Annotated in this window: 15 protein-coding genes; 2 read left to right on the top strand and 13 right to left on the bottom strand. The window is 65.6% G+C overall.

Annotated features, from left to right (window positions below):
• Positions 1-109 precede the first annotated feature (109 nt).
• The gene (locus JHD59_RS16685) at positions 110-2,131 is read left to right on the top strand and encodes a M13 family metallopeptidase (protein ID WP_233164300.1); all 2,022 of its coding nucleotides are present in this window, start codon (positions 110-112) and stop codon (positions 2,129-2,131) included.
• 61 nt (positions 2,132-2,192) lie between these two features.
• On the opposite strand, the gene JHD59_RS16680 is transcribed toward JHD59_RS16685, so the two are convergent.
• The 3 genes from JHD59_RS16680 to JHD59_RS16670 all read right to left on the bottom strand — a co-directional run bounded on the left by JHD59_RS16680 (position 2,193) and on the right by JHD59_RS16670 (position 5,100).
• Positions 2,193-2,723 carry a YfaZ family outer membrane protein gene (locus tag JHD59_RS16680; protein WP_158248829.1) on the bottom strand — a complete coding sequence of 177 codons (531 nt, stop codon included), beginning with the start codon at positions 2,721-2,723 and terminating at the stop codon, positions 2,193-2,195.
• A gap of 148 nt (positions 2,724-2,871) precedes the next feature.
• Entirely contained in the window at positions 2,872-3,501 is a 630-nt protein-coding gene (locus JHD59_RS16675) for a YceH family protein (protein ID WP_199155044.1), read from the bottom strand.
• Positions 3,502-3,567: 66 nt separating this feature from the next.
• On the bottom strand, positions 3,568-5,100 hold the full coding sequence (locus tag JHD59_RS16670) for a BCCT family transporter (RefSeq protein ID WP_103321729.1): 1,533 nt from the start codon (positions 5,098-5,100) through the stop codon (positions 3,568-3,570).
• Positions 5,101-5,468: 368 nt separating this feature from the next.
• Here JHD59_RS16670 and JHD59_RS16665 point away from each other — a divergent pair, with 368 nt between their 5' ends.
• A complete protein-coding gene (locus JHD59_RS16665) occupies positions 5,469-6,215 on the top strand; it encodes a TlyA family RNA methyltransferase (protein WP_199155043.1) in 747 nt (248 codons plus the stop codon).
• A 53-nt stretch (positions 6,216-6,268) separates the two neighbouring features.
• Here the strand turns inward: JHD59_RS16665 and JHD59_RS16660 are convergent, their stop codons facing one another.
• The 10 genes from JHD59_RS16660 to JHD59_RS16615 all read right to left on the bottom strand — a co-directional run bounded on the left by JHD59_RS16660 (position 6,269) and on the right by JHD59_RS16615 (position 18,077).
• A complete protein-coding gene (locus tag JHD59_RS16660) occupies positions 6,269-6,745 on the bottom strand; it encodes a universal stress protein (RefSeq protein ID WP_071108667.1) in 477 nt (158 codons plus the stop codon).
• Between the two features lie 109 nt (positions 6,746-6,854).
• Positions 6,855-8,204 carry a glutamine synthetase family protein gene (locus tag JHD59_RS16655; RefSeq protein ID WP_103321727.1) on the bottom strand — a complete coding sequence of 450 codons (1,350 nt, stop codon included), beginning with the start codon at positions 8,202-8,204 and terminating at the stop codon, positions 6,855-6,857.
• 122 nt (positions 8,205-8,326) lie between these two features.
• On the bottom strand, positions 8,327-9,934 hold the full coding sequence (locus JHD59_RS16650; protein ID WP_199155042.1) for a methyl-accepting chemotaxis protein: 1,608 nt from the start codon (positions 9,932-9,934) through the stop codon (positions 8,327-8,329).
• A 249-nt stretch (positions 9,935-10,183) separates the two neighbouring features.
• Positions 10,184-11,584, bottom strand: coding sequence for a DUF2252 domain-containing protein (locus JHD59_RS16645; RefSeq protein WP_199155041.1), 1,401 nt, complete (start codon positions 11,582-11,584; stop codon positions 10,184-10,186).
• Between the two features lie 226 nt (positions 11,585-11,810).
• On the bottom strand, positions 11,811-12,170 hold the full coding sequence (locus tag JHD59_RS16640) for a hypothetical protein (protein WP_199155040.1): 360 nt from the start codon (positions 12,168-12,170) through the stop codon (positions 11,811-11,813).
• Between the two features lie 94 nt (positions 12,171-12,264).
• On the bottom strand, positions 12,265-12,741 hold the full coding sequence (locus JHD59_RS16635) for a WbuC family cupin fold metalloprotein (RefSeq protein ID WP_199155039.1): 477 nt from the start codon (positions 12,739-12,741) through the stop codon (positions 12,265-12,267).
• A 144-nt stretch (positions 12,742-12,885) separates the two neighbouring features.
• Positions 12,886-14,145: a glutamate-5-semialdehyde dehydrogenase gene (locus tag JHD59_RS16630; RefSeq protein ID WP_199155038.1), complete on the bottom strand. Its 1,260-nt coding sequence runs from the start codon at positions 14,143-14,145 to the stop codon at positions 12,886-12,888.
• A gap of 93 nt (positions 14,146-14,238) precedes the next feature.
• Positions 14,239-15,831: a mechanosensitive ion channel family protein gene (locus JHD59_RS16625; protein WP_199155037.1), complete on the bottom strand. Its 1,593-nt coding sequence runs from the start codon at positions 15,829-15,831 to the stop codon at positions 14,239-14,241.
• 86 nt (positions 15,832-15,917) lie between these two features.
• A complete protein-coding gene (locus JHD59_RS16620; protein WP_103321721.1) occupies positions 15,918-16,325 on the bottom strand; it encodes a lysozyme inhibitor LprI family protein in 408 nt (135 codons plus the stop codon).
• Positions 16,326-16,421: 96 nt separating this feature from the next.
• The gene (locus JHD59_RS16615) at positions 16,422-18,077 is read right to left on the bottom strand and encodes an acid phosphatase (RefSeq protein WP_199155036.1); all 1,656 of its coding nucleotides are present in this window, start codon (positions 18,075-18,077) and stop codon (positions 16,422-16,424) included.
• Positions 18,078-18,241 lie beyond the last annotated feature (164 nt).

The following is an 18,241-nucleotide window of genomic DNA, read 5'->3' as shown; positions in this document are numbered from 1 at the left end:
AGACGCCCTGCGGAGCAGGGCAAGAGCGGACAAACGCAAGGTTTCACGTTATTGTCATGCATTGCGCCGGCTCATGGCTGGCGCAGGCCATGAGAAAAAGAGGAAAACCATGCGTTTGAAGACATTGCTGCCGCTCGTTCTGGCCTTGAGCCTGCAGGCGGCCTGGGCCGGATCGGCCAATGAACTGGATTATGGCGCCTATGGCATAGACCTGAAGGGTATTGACCGCTCGGTGCGCATCCAGGACAACATCTCGCTGTACGCCAACGGCGCCTGGATGAAACGGGCCGAGATTCCGGCCGAGCGCTCGTCCACCGGCGTGGCCGAGTACCTGTACGACCTGAATCAGCAGCGCGTGCGGGACATCATCGAACATGCCGACGCCGCCACGCCGGAAGGCCGCAAGGTAGCGGACCTGTACCGCAGCTTCATGGACGAGGCCGCCATCGCCAAGCGGGGGCTGAGCGCCTTGCGCCCCCAGCTGGACCAGATTGCCGGGCTGACCTCCGCGCAGCAGGCGGTGGCGTATATGGCCGGCTTGCAGACGCAACCGGTAGACACGCCGTTCCGTTTCTACGTGGGCCAGGACCCGAAGAACTCTTCGGTTTATCTGGCAGGGATGAACCAGTCCGGCCTGGGGATGGAGCGGGATTACTACCTCAGCAAATCGGCGGACTTCGCCAAGGTGCGCAAGGCGTATCAGCGTTACCTGGGCCAACTGCTGACCTTGGCTGGCGAAAAACATGCCGAGCCGCGTGCCAAGGCGGTCTACGCGCTGGAAGATAAGCTGGCGCGCATCCAGTGGAGCAATGTCGAGAACCGCGACATCCAGAAGACCTACAACAAGGTGGCCGTCGCCGACCTGCCCAAGACCCTGCCTGGTTATGACTGGCCCCGCCTATTGGCCGGCGCGCAGCTGTCCGCCGCCACGCATGTCAATCTGGACCAGCCGGGCTATCTGGCCAAGCTGCCCGGCTTGCTGGCCCATACGCCGCCGACGGTGCTGCGCGACTACCTGACGCTGCGCACGCTGGACGTGTACTCGCCCTATCTGGACCAGCCATGGGTGGCTGCGCATTTCGACTTCTACGGCAAGGCGCTGGACGGCCGCGCCGCCGACCGGCCGCGCTGGAAGAAGGCGGTGTCCCTGGTCAACGATGGCCTGGGCGAGGCGGTGGGCAAGCTGTATGTCGCCAAGTATTTCACGCCCGAGGCCAAGCGGCAGGCCGATGAGCTGGTGCACAACCTGCTGAAGGCCTACGACCAGAGCATAGACACGCTGGACTGGATGGAGCCGGCCACCAAGCAGGAAGCCCACGCCAAGCTGTCCAAGTACATGCTGAAGATAGGCTATCCGGACAAGTGGCGCGACTACTCCGCGCTGGAGATCAAGGCCGACGACCTGACCGGCAACGTGGCGCGGATCAGCGCGTTCAACTACCTGCGCGACGCCAAGCGGCTGGGCCAGCCGGTGGACCGCAGCGAATGGGGCATGACGCCGCAGACGGTCAACGCCTACTACAACGCCGCCAATAACGAGATCGTATTCCCGGCGGCCATTTTGCAGTCGCCGTACTTCGATCCCCGCTTCGATCTGGCGGTCAACTACGGCAGCATCGGCGCCACCATCGGCCACGAGATCAGCCACGGTTTCGACGACCAGGGCCACCAGTTCGACGGCGACGGCAATATGCGCAATTGGTGGACGCCGGCCGACGAGAAGCACTTCAAGGAAGTGACGGCTCGACTGGTCAAACAGTACAGCGCTTTCGAGCCGGTGAAGGGCCACCACGTCAACGGCGAGCTGACGCTGGGCGAGAACATCGCCGACAACGCCGGCCTGGAAATCGCCTACAAGGCTTACAAGATCGCCCTGGGCGGCAAGGACGCGCCGGTGATCGACGGTTTGACCGGCGACCAGCGCTTCTTCATCGCTTTCGCCCAGTCCTGGCGCAGCAAGAGCCGAGACGCGGCCACGGTGCAGCAGCTGGTGTCCGACCCGCATACGCCGGATATCTGGCGGCCGATCGGCACGGTCAGCAATCTTGACCCGTTCTACCAGGCTTTCGGCGTGAAGCCCGGCGACAAGATGTACCTGCCGCCGGAGCAGCGTTTCCATCTGTGGTGGTGAATCGATGGGGCAATGAAAAACGGCAGCTCGCGCTGCCGTTTTTCCTGACTGGTCGCTAGGCTCAGAAGCTCAAGCCGGCGCCCAGATAGACGCCGTCGGCCAGCCGGCGGCTGCGGCTGTCGTCGTCGCGGCGGACGTCGAAGTAGCGGTAGCCGGCCTCCACGCTGAGCGGGCCGAACGCGTTCCAGCGCACGCCGGCGGCGTAGTCGTTGACGCGGTTGACGCTGCCGCTGGCGAAGCTGCTGGGGGCGTAATAGGCCTGGCCGAACAGCTTGATCTTAGGCGAGACATTGAAGCTGGCGCGGCCGCCGATCAGCGTGGCGGTGGCGGAGCCGCTGTCCGGCGACAGCGCCATCAGCTTGCCGCCGGCGGCTACCGTCAGCGGGCCGAGCGGCAGCGCGAATTCCAGGCCGGCGCCGCCGGCGCTGCCTTTGTGGTCGTCGCGCAGGTAATCCAGATTCAGGCCGATGCCGAAGCCGTCCGGCGTGCGCTGGAATTGCTGCGTGCCGTTGCCGAAACCGGCGATGTAATCGGCGGCGTGGGCGCCGCCGGCCAGGCCAGCCAAGGCCAGCGCGAGTGCGAAATGCTTCATGCGGTAATTCCTGTTGGGTTCAGACGCAAGAGATAGTGACCAATTTCTAAAAAACAAGTTCATTGAACGGGCCTGGCCGTTACGGTCGCGCAATACAAAAAGCCCGGTTGAACCGGGCTTGGGGGCGGGATTGTCGCAGAGGCTAGGCTCAGCTGTTCAGCCGCTGCTCCAGCGACAGTACCATGGCCTTCAGCGCCGCCACTTCGGCCTCCAGCGCGGCCACGCGGCCAGTCAGGCCCACGTCTATCACCTCGCACGACGGCGCCGGCGCGGCTTGCGGCTCGCCGGACAGCAGATGGCACCAGCGCGCCTCGCGCTCGCCGGGCTGACGCTCCAGCTTCATCACCAGCGGCGGATACTTGTCAGCCAGCGCGTTCAGCGCGGTTTCCACTTCCTCCACGCCGGAGAAAGTGTACAGGCGGCCAGAGCGGGTGCGGATTTCTGCGGTGGTCTGCGCGCCGCGCAGCATCAGCATGGCCAGCGCCGCCAGCTTGGCGCCTTCGATATTCCACTCGTAGTTGAGCCTGTGTTCGTACTTGGCCACCCGGCTGCCGGCCGGCATGCGCTCGGCCACCAGCCTCTTGGCGATCAGCGCATCCAGCGCCGCGCTGATGTCGGCCTCGGACAGCTGCATCACCGGTTCGCGGCTGGTCAGCTGGTTGCAGGCGCTGGACAGGCCGTTCAGCGTCATCGGGTAGGCGTCCGGCGTCAGCGCCTGCTTTTCCGCCAGCGCGCCCAGCACGCGCACTTCCGCCGGGTCTAGTTGGTGCGTGTCCATATCTTCTCCATGGCAAGACGATACCGTGATGATGGCAGCAAATCGGCCGTTCGTCCCGCCATGCGCTCAATTCTGCTGCCGCTTTTCCAGCGCTTCCAGTTGGCGCAGGCGGCGGATCTCGCGGCGGCGGCCGTCGCGCTCCTCCTCATCCAGCGCGCGGTACAGCGACACCGCCATGCCTATCATGATCAGCATGAAGGGCAGCGCGCTGACGATCAGCACCGCCTGCAGCGCTTTCAGGCCGCCGCTTTGCAGCAGCACCAACGCGATGGCGGCCAGCAGCACGCCCCAGATCAGCTTGAGTCGGTGGCTGGGATTCAGGCTGCCGCCGCTGGTGAACATGCCCAGCACGAAGGTGGCCGAATCGGCCGAGGTGATGAAGAAGATGATCACCAGCAGCATGGCCAGCAAGGACAGAATATGGCCGCCGGGCAGATGCTCGAACATCACGTACAAGGCGGTGGAGACGTCATGCTTGACCGCGCCGACCAGATCGACGCCGCCGAACAATTGCATGTCCAGCGCGGTGCCGCCGAAGGCGGAGAACCAGACAAAGCTGGCCAGCGCCGGCACCAGCAGCACGCCGACCATGAATTCGCGTATGGTGCGGCCGCGCGAGACGCGGGCGATGAACATGCCGACGAACGGCGCCCAAGTGACCCACCATGCCCAGTAGAACAGCGTCCAGTTGGCCATCCAGGTGCCCTGGCTGAACGGCGACATGCGCAGGCTGCTGCTGGTCAGATTGCCCAGATAATCGCCCAGCGTGGTGGTGAAGGTATCGAAGATGAAGCCGGTGGGGCCGAGCAGCACCACGGCCAGGAACAGCAGGATGGCCAGCACGATGTTCAGGTTCGACAACCACTTGATGCCGCGCGACAGGCCGGTCAGCGACGACAGCAGGAACAGCGCGGTGGCGATGACCACGATGCCCACGGTCAGCCAGTCCGAAGGCGCGATGCCGAACAGCATCTGCATGCCGCTTTCGATCTGCAGCGCGCCGAAGCCCAGCGTGGTGGCCACGCCGAACACGGTGGCCAGCACCGCCAGCACATCGATGGCGGTGCCGATGGGGCCATCGACCCGTTTGCCCAGCAGCGGACGGAAGGCCGCGCTGATCAGCCCCCTCTGGCCGCGGTTGAATTTGAAGTAGGCCAGGGCCAGCGCGGTCAGGCTGTATACCGCCCACGGATGCAGGCCCCAGTGGAAGAACACATGGCGCATCGCCAGACGGGCGGCCTCGGCCGATTCCGGCGCGGTGGACGCGCTTGCCGGCGTGGCGAAGTGGGACAGCGGCTCGGCCACGCCCCAGAACACCAGGCCGATGCCCATGCCGGCGGAAAACAGCATGGAGAACCAGCTCATGCGGGAGAACTCCGGCTCGTCGTCCTCCTTGCCCAGGCGGATGTGGCCGAAGCGGCCGAAGGCCAGATACAGCGCGAACACCAGGAAGCCGAACACCGACATCAGGTAGAACCAGCCGAAACGGGAAATGGTGAAGCTCAACCACTGCGAGGCGGTATGGGTCATGTGCTCCGGGGCGACGACGCCCCACAGCGCGAATAATACGGTTAGCAATAGCGACAGGCGTAAGACCATCAATACTCCTATGCGTGGCGGCGCGGCATGGCCTCGCGCGAGGCGCGCGCCGCTGGAAATGGAAAGACGGGCGGCTCACGGGGAGCGCCATGGACGCCCGCTTAGCGGGCGCGGGATGGATAGCGTCAGCACGGATTCATAAGCTTGCTGTTTGTGGCGGCAAACGGGATTGCGGCTGGATGGCTATCGTGCGGAATTCATGAATAAAATCAGTTTGTTGATTTTTAGACTAGCACCATTAGCATTTTATTGTAAACCTGGCGGCTGCGATTTCGCCTGCTGGGCGGTGCGGCGCAGAGCGGCTTGACAGCCCGCGCCGGCTTCGCCAACCTGTCGCGTTTATGAGATGGGCCAGGCCGGGAGTGGACATGATTCGAGTGGATGTTTTGCTGGTGGAACAAGGACTTGCCGCATCGCGCACGGCGGCGCAGAACCTGATCGCCGCCGGCCGCGTCAGCTGCCGGGGACAGGTGGTCGGCAAGCCCAGTCAGAAATTCCCGGCGAATGAGGCATTCGACATCGTGGCCGATGAAGCCGACCGGTTTGTCTCGCGCGGCGGCCTGAAGATGCAGGGTGCCTTGGCGGCGGCCGGCCTCGTCGTGACCGGCTGGAGCGCGCTGGATGTGGGCCAGTCCACTGGCGGCTTCACCGATTGTCTGCTGCAGTCCGGCGCGCGCCGGGTGGTGGGCGTGGACGTGGGGCACGAGCAACTGCACGCCAGGCTGCGCGAGGACGCCAGGGTGCGCTATTTCGAGGGCGTCAACGCCCGCGCGCTGGATCACGCGGCGTTGTTGGCGGCCAACGACGGCGACGGCTTCGACCTGATGGTGTGCGACGTGTCCTTCATCTCGCTGAGCCTGGTGCTGCCCTCGGCCTTGCCGCTGCTGAAGCCGAGCGGCCGCTTGCTGAGCCTGGTCAAGCCGCAGTTCGAGGTGGGACGCGAGGGCTTGTCCAAGGGCGGCATCGTCCGCGACGAGAGCCTGTACCCGCTGGTGCAGGACAAGATCAACCGGGTGCTGGCGGAGCAGAACATGCAGGTGCTGGCCTGGTTCGACAGCCCGATCAAGGGCGGCGACGGCAATCACGAGTTCTTCGTCCACGCCGTCCGTCGCTGAAACCAGAAACGGCCCGCGCAAGGCGGGCGGTTTCATGTCGGTCGCGGGCGGGCTTAATCGACGCTGATGTCGTCGTCGTCCTGGCTGCGCACCACCAAGAGCGGCAAGTGGCTGCGGCGCAGCACGTCCTCGGCGAAGCTGCCGAGGAAGAGATGGGCCAGGCCGCTGCGGCCGTGCGTGCCCAGCACGATCAGGCTGGCTTGCTGCGAGCGGGCATAGCCCAGCAACAGGTCGGCCAGGTCATGGCCGCCTTCCCAGCTCTTTTCCATATGGCTGACCACATTCGTCAGGCCGGCGTTGCGGGCGATCTGCTGCGCGCGCGCCAGCGCCTCCTCGCCCTGTTTCAGCACTAGGTCGTAGCCTGGGTCGCCGGCGTAGACGCCCAGGCTGTCCACGGCCAGGTCGCGCAGGCTGGCGATATGAATCAGGGTCAGGCGGGAATCGGCGAATTTCGCCAGGCGGATGGCCTCGTTCAAGGCCTTGTCGGAATTATTGCTGCCGTCTATCGCGGCGATGATGTGGCTGTACATCGGCGGCTCCTTGACAAACACCTGCTTGGTGGGATGCCTTCAGCATAACCTGATGGCGAGGGCGCGTCAGCCGGCGCGCGCGCCGGCTTTGATCCAGGACAAGCGGGAATCAGGCCAGCAGGCCGAGGTACTGCCGCTCCCAGCTGGTGATCTGACGGTGGTAGTCGTTCAGCTCCACTTCCTTCACCGCCAGATAGGCGCGGCAAAAATCGGCGCCGAACAGGGCTTCGGCCGCATCGCCGGCCGCCATGGCGGCGCAGGCGGCGTCCAGCGTGGACGGCAGGCTGGCGGCTTGCTGCTTGAACACATTGCCATGCGCCGCTTCGTCCGGCGTCAGGCCCTGTTCGATGCCGGCCAGGCCGGCGCCCAGGCTGGCGGCCAGCGCCAGATAGGGGTTGGCGTCGCAACCGGGCAGGCGGTTTTCCACCCGGCGCGCCTCCGGCCCCGATACCGGCACCCTCAGACCGACCGAGCGGTTGTCCAGGCCCCAGCTCAGATTGACCGGCGCGGCCATGCCTTTGACGAAGCGGCGGTAGGAGTTGGGATTGGGGCAGAACAGCGGCATCAGTTGCGGCAGGAAGCGCTGCAGGCCGGCGATGAAGCCGAAGAAGGCCGGGCTGGCCGAGCCGTCGGCCTGACTGAATACGTTGGCGCCGCGGCGGTCCACCACGCTCTGGTGCAGGTGCATGGAGCTGCCGGGCTGGCCGGACAGGGGCTTGGCCATGCATACCGCGCTCAGGCCGTGGCGATGGGCGGTTTCCTTCAGCGCGGTTTTGAACAGGAAGGTGTGGTCGGCCAGCTGCAGCGCGTCGCCGTGCTTCAGATTGATCTCGAACTGGCTGGGGCCCATCTCGTGGACGCAGGTATCGGTGGCGATGCCCAATACCTCGCAGGCGCGGTAGAGGTCGTCGAAGAACGCTTCCAGTTCTCCCAGGGCGGAGAAGCCGAAGGCGTCGAAGCCGGTTTCGCGGCGGCCGCAGGGCAGCGCCGGCGGCTGGAACGGCTGGGCCGGATCGCCATGGGCGGCGAACAAGTAAAATTCCAGCTCCGGGGCGACGATAGGCGTCCAGCCGCGGGCGGCGTAGCGCGCCAGCAGCTGTTTCAGCACGGAGCGCGGCGCCAGCGGCGACAGGCTGCCGTCGTGGTCGACGCAATCGCAGATCACCAGCGCGCGCGGCGTCTTGGCCCAGGGGACCAGACGCAGGGTATCGTAATCCGGCAGCAGGGTGACGTCCGGATCGTGTTCGCCATAGAAGCTGTAGTCGGGGAATTCGCCGACACAGCTTTGCAGCGGCACCGCGCGGGCGATGCGGAGCTGCTGCCCTTTGATGAAGGCGGGAGCGGGCAGCGTCTTGCCACGGGGGAAACCGTGTACGTCGGCGAAGGCGAGTTCGACGTCCCTCGCCTTGCTCTGTTGCAGCCATTCGATGAGGCCTGCCGGCATGCGGGCATCAGACATACTTTTCTCCACTGAAGCGTGCTGGGGTTCCTGTCTGTCCTCAGTTTTTCTTCTTGCTGTCATGGAGCGTTTGCCCGCAACCATTATGCCAGCCGCAACGGCGGCGGCAAGTGTCTTGCTGCCTACAGGCGGAAACGGCCGACGGTTTGCTGCAGGTTGGCGGCCTGCTGATCGATGGCGCGCACCGCCTCCACCGCGTGGCTGACCGAGTTCTGCGTTTCCTCCACCACGCCGGCCACCTGTTCGACATTGCCGGCGATATTGGTGCCGGCCTGGCTCTGCTCGCCCATCGCCACCACCACATTGTGGACATTTTCCAGCGCGCTGCTGGCCTGCTGGCTGATGGCTTGCAGCGTGTCGGCCGCCTGCTTGACCTGCTCTACGCCGGACTGCACCGCCGGGCGGATCTCGTCCATCCGGCCGGAGACGTTGCCTGTCTCGTCGATGACCGCCTGCACGATGCTGCTGATCTCGTCGGTGGCGCTGGCGGTGCGTTCGGCCAGCTTGCGCACTTCATCCGCCACCACGGCGAAGCCGCGGCCCATCTCGCCGGCGCGCGCCGCTTCGATGGCCGCGTTCAGCGCCAGCAGATTGGTCTGGTTGGCGATGTCGCGTATGGTCTCGGCGATGCTGCTGATGCTGCGGCTGCGTTCGGCCAGCTGCGCCACCATGTCGCTGGCGCCATGCACCTGGTCGGCGATGCGGCGGATGCCTTCGGCGGCGTCGCCGGCCAGGGTCTGGCCCTGGCGCGCCAGCTCGGCGGTGTCGCGGGCGCCGGTTTCTGTGTCGCGGGTGCTGGCGCTGACGTGGTCTATGCTGACCGATAGCTGCTCGATGGCGGCGGCGGCCGAGGTGGTGGAGGAACTGGCGATGCCGGATACCTCATGCACCTTGTCCATGTCTCGCGTCAGTTGGTGACACGACTGGTTGATGCTGGCGCTGGCGCGGCCGATTTCCTCTATCATGCCGCGCAGCTTGCCGCGCATGTCGCGCATGGCGCCGAGCAGGCTGTCGCCATCGCCCTTGACCTGAATGTCCACGCTGAGGTCGCCGTCGGAGATGGCCTTCACCACCTCGGCGGCATAACGCGGCTCGCCGCCCAGCGACTGCAGTATCGAGCGCGACATCCAGCCCACCAGTACGCCAAGCACCACCACGCACAGCACCGCCACCAGCAGCAAGCGGCGCGCTTCGCTCCAGAACAGCTGGTCGATGTCGTCGATGAAAATGCCGGTGCCGACGGTCCAGCCCCAGGGGTCGAAGCGGAACACGCCGTTCAGCTTGGGGAACTCCTCGCTGCCGCTGCCGCGTTTGGTCTGGATCACCAGCACGCCATAATGATCCTGCTGCATCGCGTCTTCATAGGCTTGCACCGTGGTGCGGCCATCCGGCAGCTGGCTGCCCATGTCCACCTTGCCGACGCGCGCCTTGCTGGGGTGGAACAGCACGGTGTGTTCTTGGTTGCGGCCAAAGAAATAGATGTCATCGACTTTCATCGCCGAGAGCGCGGCGATGGCCTGCTTTTGCGCCTCGGCGCGCGGCATGCCCTGGGTTTCCAGCTGTTGGAAATGGCTCAGGGTGTTTTCGGCCATTTTCAAGAGATGCACGATCTGATCGCGCTTTTCCTGATGCAGGGTGGCGCGGGTAGACAGCAGGGCGACGGTGGAAAGACCCAGCAGCGCAACCAGGCTGGCGACGATGATGATGATCAGGCGAGTATTTAGCTGCATGTTCGACACTCTTGAGCAAGGGAACCGACCGCAGGATGGGCCGTGCGTCCGCTTCCGCCGGGCGGCGGCGCGGCACGCGACTGAATTATGCTTTTTCGTTGTTACAGTCTAGCTCAGAGTGCAAATATCAACATTGGAACTTTCCCTGATGGCTAGCCATGCCGCCGCCGAAAAATAGGCGGCGGCAAAGCGCCATCGCAAGCCGTCCGCGATGCGGGCGCAGACGGCCTTGCAGCCAAGATCTGATGCCTAGCGCGTTTCCGCCGCGCAGGGCAAGCGGCCGCTCTTGATGGCGGCGTCGAACAAGGCGTAGTCCTTTTCCACCTGATCGGCATAGGCCACGGCGTAGTCGGCCAGGGCCTGATCGAACTTGTCGGATTCGCCCAGATAGCCGGCGATTTCGGCGGCGCAGCCGCCGGACTTGGCATGCGCGCGCGCCAGCGTCCAGGCGCAGGCTTGGCCGTAGCTGGCCAGTTCGTCGCCGTTGGCGAAGGTTTCCAGCGCCGGCGCGCCCTTCATGTCGCGCAGCTGGCGCATGTAGAAGTGGCGGTCGTCCGCGCTGTGGGTCCAGCCCAGGAACAAGTCGCTGGTGGCCTGCATCAGGCGCTGGCCGAACACCACGCGCTTACCCTGGTTGCCGTGCACGCATTGCTGGGTGAACGGCTCCAGCACCGAGGCGCGCGCTTCCTTCAATTGCAGGAACAGCGGCTGGTCGTAGTCGTCCTGCAGCAGCAGCACCAGGCAACGGGTGCCGACGCTGCCGACGCCGACGACCTTGAACGCCACGTCCACCAGGCGGAAGCGTTGCAGCAGTTCGCGGCGGTCTTCCTTCAGGGTGGCGATGTAGTGGTTCAGCATGCCCTGCACCTTGGCCAGGCTGTTATCGCCTAGCCAGTCGTCGCAGGCGGCCAGCGGGCTGTCGTGGTCGTCCAGATGGAAGATCACCGGCGGGTTGTCGCGCAGCCGCAAGACGCCGTCCTCGTTCTCGGTCATCTTGGGCAGCAGGCGTTCCTGGGTCTGGCTGCGCGCCTTGTCGGCCACTTTCATCAGTTGCTGACGCATGCCTTCATCGGGCGCTTGCGCCAGCAATTGCTCGAAGCCGACGCGGCAGTACCACAGGTCCAGCTGGCTCATCTGGGAGAAGGCGAGCAGGCGGCGGCGATAGGTGCCGCACAGCCGCAGCACGGTTTCGCGCTCGGTGGCGGCGCTGAAGCCGCGGCTGCGCGAGGCCAGCACCAGGCTGACCGCCAGCCGTTTGACATCCCATTCCCACGGGCCGGGGTGGGTCTCGTCGAAATCGTTGATGTCGAACACCAGCTGCCGTTCCGGCGAGGCGAAGAAGCCGAAATTCATCAAATGCGCGTCGCCGCAGATCTGCAGGCTGATGCCGCTATTCGGGCTGGCCGCGAGATCGGCGGCCTGGATCATCGCCATGCCGCGGAAAAACGCGAACGGCGAGGCATGCATGCGGGCGTAGCGCAAGGGCGCCAGCGCCGGCACGCGGCCGATGGAAGTCGATTCCACCAGCGCCACCACGTCGCGGTTGGGCGCCAGAGTGCATTCCGCCTGGCGGGTACGGGAGCATTGCTGACGGCGCGCCTTGCCGTCGGCGTAGTGTTGTTCGTATTTGCGGTGCAGGGCATTAGGCATCGGGCAGATCCATGGCTGAGGCGATGAGGAATAGTGTAACCGTTCCGGCATCGGCTTTAGGTCTGAAATCAGTCAGCGTTGCCCACAGCTTGTTCTCGATTTATCCACATTATGCACAGCCTCTTGTGGATGAATCGCTTTGTGCACAGCGTTTGGCTACTTTGTGCACAGGGTTTTCCCGGCTTATCCAGATTGCCCACAGCGGCTCGCAGGATTGGAAAGTTATTCACAGCGGCGTGGCGCCGCATTGCCGCAATAGACGTTTCCATGCCGGGCTCAGCGGCAAGCCGTTCAACTCCACGTTAAGCTTGCTGCCGTCGCCGTTGGGCAGGATTTCCACCGCCGTGCCGGAGGCGTCGCTCTGCGGATTGCGCATGCGCAGGCTGTGGCTGCCGTCGCTGGCGTCCACGCGTTCGATGAAGTCGGGCGGAATATGCAGTTTGCGCAGCCCTTGCTGCAGGCAGTCGGCGACCTGGGCCGGCGTGCGCCGGGAGGCGAGATCAGGGGTGGCGGGCGCGGCGCGCAGCGGCTGCAACGCACTGATCAGCAGAAGAGGTAGAACGGAAAACAGGCGCAACTTGGACATCGGGAGTGGCATCGGATGGTGGTAGACGATGCCGGTTGGTGTCCATGCCGCCGCCGCTGGTTCCGGCCGCGGCGACGGCAAGTGTTAAGCGATGTTACGCAAAGCGCGCGCCCGGTTGGCAGCCGCGCAGGAAAGCCAGCATGTCCGCGACGCGGGCATCGCCTTCCGCCGGCGCCCAGGCTGCCAGATCGGCTGGTGGTATCGGCTGATACGGTCCGCGTTTGACTTCAAACACCACGGTGCCCGGCTGCAGGGAAACCACCGAGTGCCAAGTGTTGGCCGCCATCTCGAACACGCGCGCGCCGCCTTCGCCCAAGCGATGGCGGGCGACGACGGTTTCGCCGGCGGCATCGAACTCGATCCAGTCCAGCGCGCCGTTCAGCACGATCAGCAGCTCCGGGCTGCCCGGATGGCGGTGCGGGCGGACATAAGTGTCCGGCTCCATGGCGATGGCCAGCCGCTGGATGCCAGCGTCCAGCTGTTCGTGCAGATTGTGGTGGGCGCGCAGGCGCGGCGCACAGGCGGCTTTGGCCGACAGGTCGGCCAGGTCTTGTTGGGTCAGGGTTTTCATCTTATGGAGCCAGCGGGATAACAAAGCGCGATTATGGCGCGAAACGGCGGGCGTGTCCTCGCGGGCGCGGGTTGACCGGCCTGGCCATCACCGCTCGCGGATTCGAAGCGGCAGCGCCGAGGGCGCTGGCCTCTTCCTTGATTTTTACTGCCGGATCTGCCCATCTCCCAGCACGATCCATTTCTGGCTGGTCAGGCCGGTCAGGCCCACCGGGCCGCGGGCGTGGATTTTGTCGGTGGAGATGCCGATTTCCGCGCCCAGGCCGTATTCGAAGCCGTCGGCGAAGCGGGTGGAGGCGTTGACCATCACGCTGGCGGAGTCTACTTCACGCAGGAAGCGGCGGGCGCGGCCGTAGTCTTCGGTGACGATGGCGTCGGTGTGGTGGCTGCCCCATTGATTGATGTGTTCGATGGCGTCGTCCATGTCCTTCACCACGCGCACCGCCAGAATCGGCGCCAGGTATTCGGTGGCCCAGTCTTCTTCTGTGGCGGCGACTACCTTGTCGCCCAGGATGATGCGCGTGCGCTCGCAGCCGCGCAGCTCCACGCCCTTTTCCCAGTAGGCGTCGGCCAGGCGCGGCAGCATGAATTCGGCGAAGGCCGCATGCACCAGCAGCGTCTCCATGGTGTTGCAGGTGCCGTAGCGGTGGGTCTTGGCGTTCAGCGCGATGTCGAACGCCTTGTCCGGATTGGCGGTGTCGTCGATGTAGACGTGGCAGTTGCCGTCCAGATGCTTGATCACCGGCACCCGCGCCTCGGCGCTGATGCGGGCGATCAGGCCCTTGCCGCCGCGCGGCACGATCACGTCCACGTATTCCGGCATGGCGATCAGCTCGCCCACCGCGGCGCGGTCGGTGGTTTCCAGCACCTGCACCGCCTCGGGCGGCAGGCCGGCCACGCGCAGGCCCTCGTGCACGCAGGCGGCGATGGCCTGATTGCTGTGAAAGGCCTCGGAGCCGCCGCGCAGGAGGGTGGCGTTGCCGGATTTCAGGCACAGGCCGGCGGCGTCGGCGGTGACGTTGGGGCGGGCCTCGTAAATGATGCCGACCACGCCCAGCGGCACGCGCATCTTGCCCAGCTGGATGCCGGACGGGCGGTAGCTCATCTCGCTGACTTCGCCCACCGGGTCCGGCAGCGCGGCGATCTGGCGCAGGCCGTCGGCCATGGCCAGCACGCCCTTGGCGCTCAGCGTCAGGCGGTCCAGCATGGCGGCGTCCAGGCCGGCCCGGCGCGCGGCGTCCAAGTCTTGCTGGTTTGCCGCCAGCAGCGTGTCCTGATCGCGGACGATGGCGTCGGCGATGGCCAGGAGGGCGGCGTTCTTCTGTTGCGTTTCGGCGCGGGCCAGCAGCCGCGACGCCTTGCGCGCGGCCTTGCCCAGTTGCTGCATGTATTCTTTCACGTTCATGGCGGATGGCCCTGGATGCTGTCGATTTACGAATTGTTTGCAGCTTAAACCAAAGCCGGGCCTCGGGCCAGCCGCCCGGATGGGCGGGATTGGTTATTGTCCGGCAGGCGGCTCTCGCCAGCGGCTGGCCGGCACGACGACCTGCGCGGCCGGCTGCTCGACGAAGTGCGGCGACATGATCTGCACGCCGAATTCGTTGAATGCGTCGAGTATCTGGCCGTGCAGCGCGTCGCGCAGCTGCGGCGCCTGGGTGTCAGGCAGCGCTTTGGCTTGCAGTTCGTATTCGATATAGAAGTCTTGCAGCGCCAGCTTGCGCACCAACGGCGGGCAGGCCGGATCGATGCCGGGCGTGCGTCGCGCCGCCAGCTCCAGCAGCGCCTCCACCTGCCGCCATGGCGTGTCGTAGCCTATGGTGACGCGGGTGGCGATCATCGCGCCGGCCGTGGCGCCGTGCCGGCTGTAGTTGCTGACGCGCCCGCCCACCGTCACGGCGTTGGGAATGGTGATTTCATAGCCCTGGCCGGTGATCAGCTTGGTGGACAGCGTGGACAGCTCGCTGACCGTGCCCTCCACCTCGCCTATCCGGACATAGTCGCCAGGGCGGAAGGCGCGGGCATAGATCAGCACCAGCCCGCTCATCGCATGGTTCATCAGGCCGGCCGAACCCAGGGTGACCATCAGGCCGAAGAACACGCTGACGCCCTTGAAGGCGTCGCTGCCCGCTCCCGGCAGGTAGGGGTAGGCGACGATCAGCGCAAACAACCATATCACCACCGCCGCCAGCCGGCGGGTGGCGCCTACCGTCTCCGCATGCAGGCCGGGCAGTTCCAGCTGGCCGCGCTCCACCGCGCCAAACAGCAGCGTCAGCGCGCGGTTGGCCAGCCGGGTCAGCAGGAAGATCACCGCCACGGTGGCGAGGCCGGGCAGGGCGGACAGGATGTCGTCGACGATAGTCGACAACAATTGCCAGAACGATTGGCCGAGTTTGCGTCCCAGCGGGCGGGTGGCCGGGAAACGGCTGAGGGTATAGCTGAGCCAGACATAGCCGGCGACCAGCGCGGACAGCAGCGCGGTGATGTCCACCAGCTGGCATTCCGCCGCGCGCAGGAAACGGACCACGTCGAAACGGCCGGACAGCCAAGGCAGGCGGCCGATAGGCTGCCGCGCCAATCTCCGACGCGAGGCGGCGCGGATGCGGGCGATCAGCGCCAGCGCGGCGACGAACAGCGCGCTGGCCAGCAGCGTCAGCAGGGCCGACTTGGCCATTTGCTCCGGAGACCGCTGCTCCAGGGCCGCCTGGCGCAAGCCATTGAGCCGCGCCTGCACCCGGCCGGCGGCTTGCTCCAGCGTCAGTTGGTCGCCGGGGTCGAGATCGCCATCCAAGATGGTCAAGAGCGGTTTGCCGTTGATGCTCAGCGCCATGCCGCGCAGGCGCGGATCGGCCAGCGGCTGATACTGCACGGTCTGTTTCAGATCGTCGTCGTCCAGTCCGCGGATGCGCTGCAGCGTGCGTTGCAGGCGCTGCTCAGGCGTCAGGCCCGCTTGCTGGGCCTGGAAGATGAAGATGGGCTGGTTTTCCAGCTCCAGCGTGCGGGCGCTGTCCTGGGGCGAGGGATTGGCGCGCGGCTCGGCGGCCAGCGCCGGCAGGCACAGCAGCAACAGCAGACAGAAACGGATCAGGGCCATGGCGTCTCCGGCGACAGGACACGCAGCGGCCTGGAGGGGCCGGCGATGCCTATATCATCTCACAGCTGGCCGCGGCAGTGAGAGGCTCAATGGCTTTCCGGCTGCATCTTGGCCAGTTCGATCGCGCGTTCGGCGGTGGCGCGCAGCGCGCAGTCGGCGCCGACCAGCGCTTCGGAGCTGCCGCCGTCGGGATCGACATAGGCCTGGCAGTTGGCGTCGCGATATTGCAGCCACAGCCGCTGCGCCGCCAGCAGCCGGGATTTGCGCTTGGCCGACAGCTGGGCCATCAGCTTCTGGTAATTGTCGTTCAGCAGCTTGTCCTGGCGGGCGTGCTCGGCGGCGATGCAGTTCAGCATGGACGCGGTGGAGGCGGCCTGGTTCATGCACTGATCGTAGTCGCCGCTGTACTGCGCGGCCTCGTCGCCGCAGGCGAGGGCGGGGGAAGACAGCAGGCCCAGCAGCAGCGCGCTGGACAAAGTGGTGCGTAGGGTCATGACGATATGCCTGTACAAAGGAAAAACGCCCCCGGCAGCGGGGGCGGATGCACTATAGCAGACGGACGGGCCGGCGCGGCACGCGGCCGCGCCCGATCACAGCGCCAGCGCGCCGGTCAGGTCGCCCGGCGGCTGCGCGCCGCGTTCGCGGAAGGCCTGGTTGCGCAGCTTGACGCCCTCCAGCTCCGGCAGGCCGTGCAGGCGGCTGATGAAGCGGATGATGGAGGTGGTGTCGTAGAAGGTGTGGTCGACATGGCCTTTCTTGGCGAATGGCGACACCACGATGGCCGGAATGCGGCTGCCCGGGCCCCAGCGGTCGCCCTTGGGCGGGGCCACGTGGTCCCACCAGCCGCCGTTTTCGTCGTGGGTGATGATGACCACCATGTTTTTCCACTGCGGGCCGCTCATCAGGTGCTGCAGCACATTGGCCACGTGGCGGTCGCCGCTTTCCACGTCGGAATAGCCGGCGTGCATGTTCAGGTTGCCCTGCGGTTTGTAGAAAGTCACCGCCGGCAGCTTGCCGGCCACGGCGTCGGCGAGGAAGCGGTTGCTGATCGGGCTGTCGCCCAGGCCGCCGTCGCGCAGGTGCTTCTCGCGGGCCTGGGTGCCGGGCGCGAAGTTCTTGAAGTAGTTGAACGGCTGGTGGTGATACTGGAAGTTAGGGATATCCGGTCCGCCCTTGCCTTCCAGCGCGGCTTGCCAGCCGCCGCCGTACCAGGCCCAGCTGACGCCCTTGCGCGACAGCAGGTCGCCGATGGTGTCGTAGGTTTGCGGCGGCAGGGTGTTGGCGTCGGCCGGGTCGGCGTAGCGCTTGTCGCCGCCTTCGGCCGGTTTGATGTAGCTGGGCTGGAATGGCGGCGCCATGGTGTTGACCGCGTAGCCGTCCGGCGTGATGGCGCCGTTGTTGACGAACTTGGGCGGGCCGTCCATCGCCGAGGTGGCCTGCTTCACTTTCAGCTTGTAGCCCTGCGGGCCATCATCCAGCACGGCGATCTTCTTGGCCGCCGCGGTGTCCTTGGCATGGAAGTATTCCGGGGTGCGGGCCGAGATCAGGAACTGGTGGTTCAGGTAGGAACCGCCGAAGGCCGCCATGAAGAAGTTGTCGCACAGCGTGTATTGCTGGGCGATTTTCCATTGATTCAGGTTCTTGGCGGTTTCGCTGTAGTAGCCCATCACCAGCGCGCCGGAGTCGGCCCAGGCGACGAACTGGTCGTTCTTGCCGCCGTTGATCTGCATCTGGTTTTGGTAGAACAGATGCCACAGGTCGCGGGTGATCACGCCTTCCGGCAGCAGCTGGCCTTCGGCGTCCTTCAGCGGGAACGGGGCATTGGGCAGGTTCTGGATGGCGTTTTCGTCTATCAGATAGTACTTGCCGCCCACATTCTGGCCGCGCTGCACCAGGCCGCCCCAGATCTTGGGCAGCGTTTTCAGCGGCGTGCCGTCGCGGTCCAGCTGGGTACAAGCGGCGGCCGGGGCTTGCGCCAGCGGATATTTGACGCCGGGGAAGTTGCCGTAAAGGTTGTTGAAGCTGCGGTTTTCCAGATAGATCACCACCACGTTTTTCACATGCTGGCGCAGCTTGGCGTCGAGCGGGCCGTGGGCGGCCGGCGCGGCTTCCGCGCTTGCGCTGACTGCGGCAGGCAGCACGCTGGCGGCGCCGATGGCGGCCAGTCCTTCGAACAGGCGGCGGCGCGACGGGTCTTGGGGCTGGGTGGTTTCGGGAGCGGGTTTGAGCGGGTCGTGTTCCGACATGGCAGGGTCCTCTATCCTTGGCGATTGGAATGGGAAAGTGCCGACACTTTACTCCGCTTCAATGAACATCTGAAGGCGTTTAGGCGTTTTATATAAGCCACTCAGCTGCGGCGATGATGGGCGATCAGCCGCGCCAGCGCGCGCTTGACCTCGGGGTTGCCGAT

The organism is Chromobacterium sp. ASV23 (genome assembly GCF_016428945.1).
Lineage (GTDB): Bacteria > Pseudomonadota > Gammaproteobacteria > Burkholderiales > Chromobacteriaceae > Chromobacterium > Chromobacterium sinusclupearum.
The sequence above is the reverse complement of the archived record's forward strand: the minus strand, read 5'-3'. Positions and strand labels throughout refer to the sequence as shown.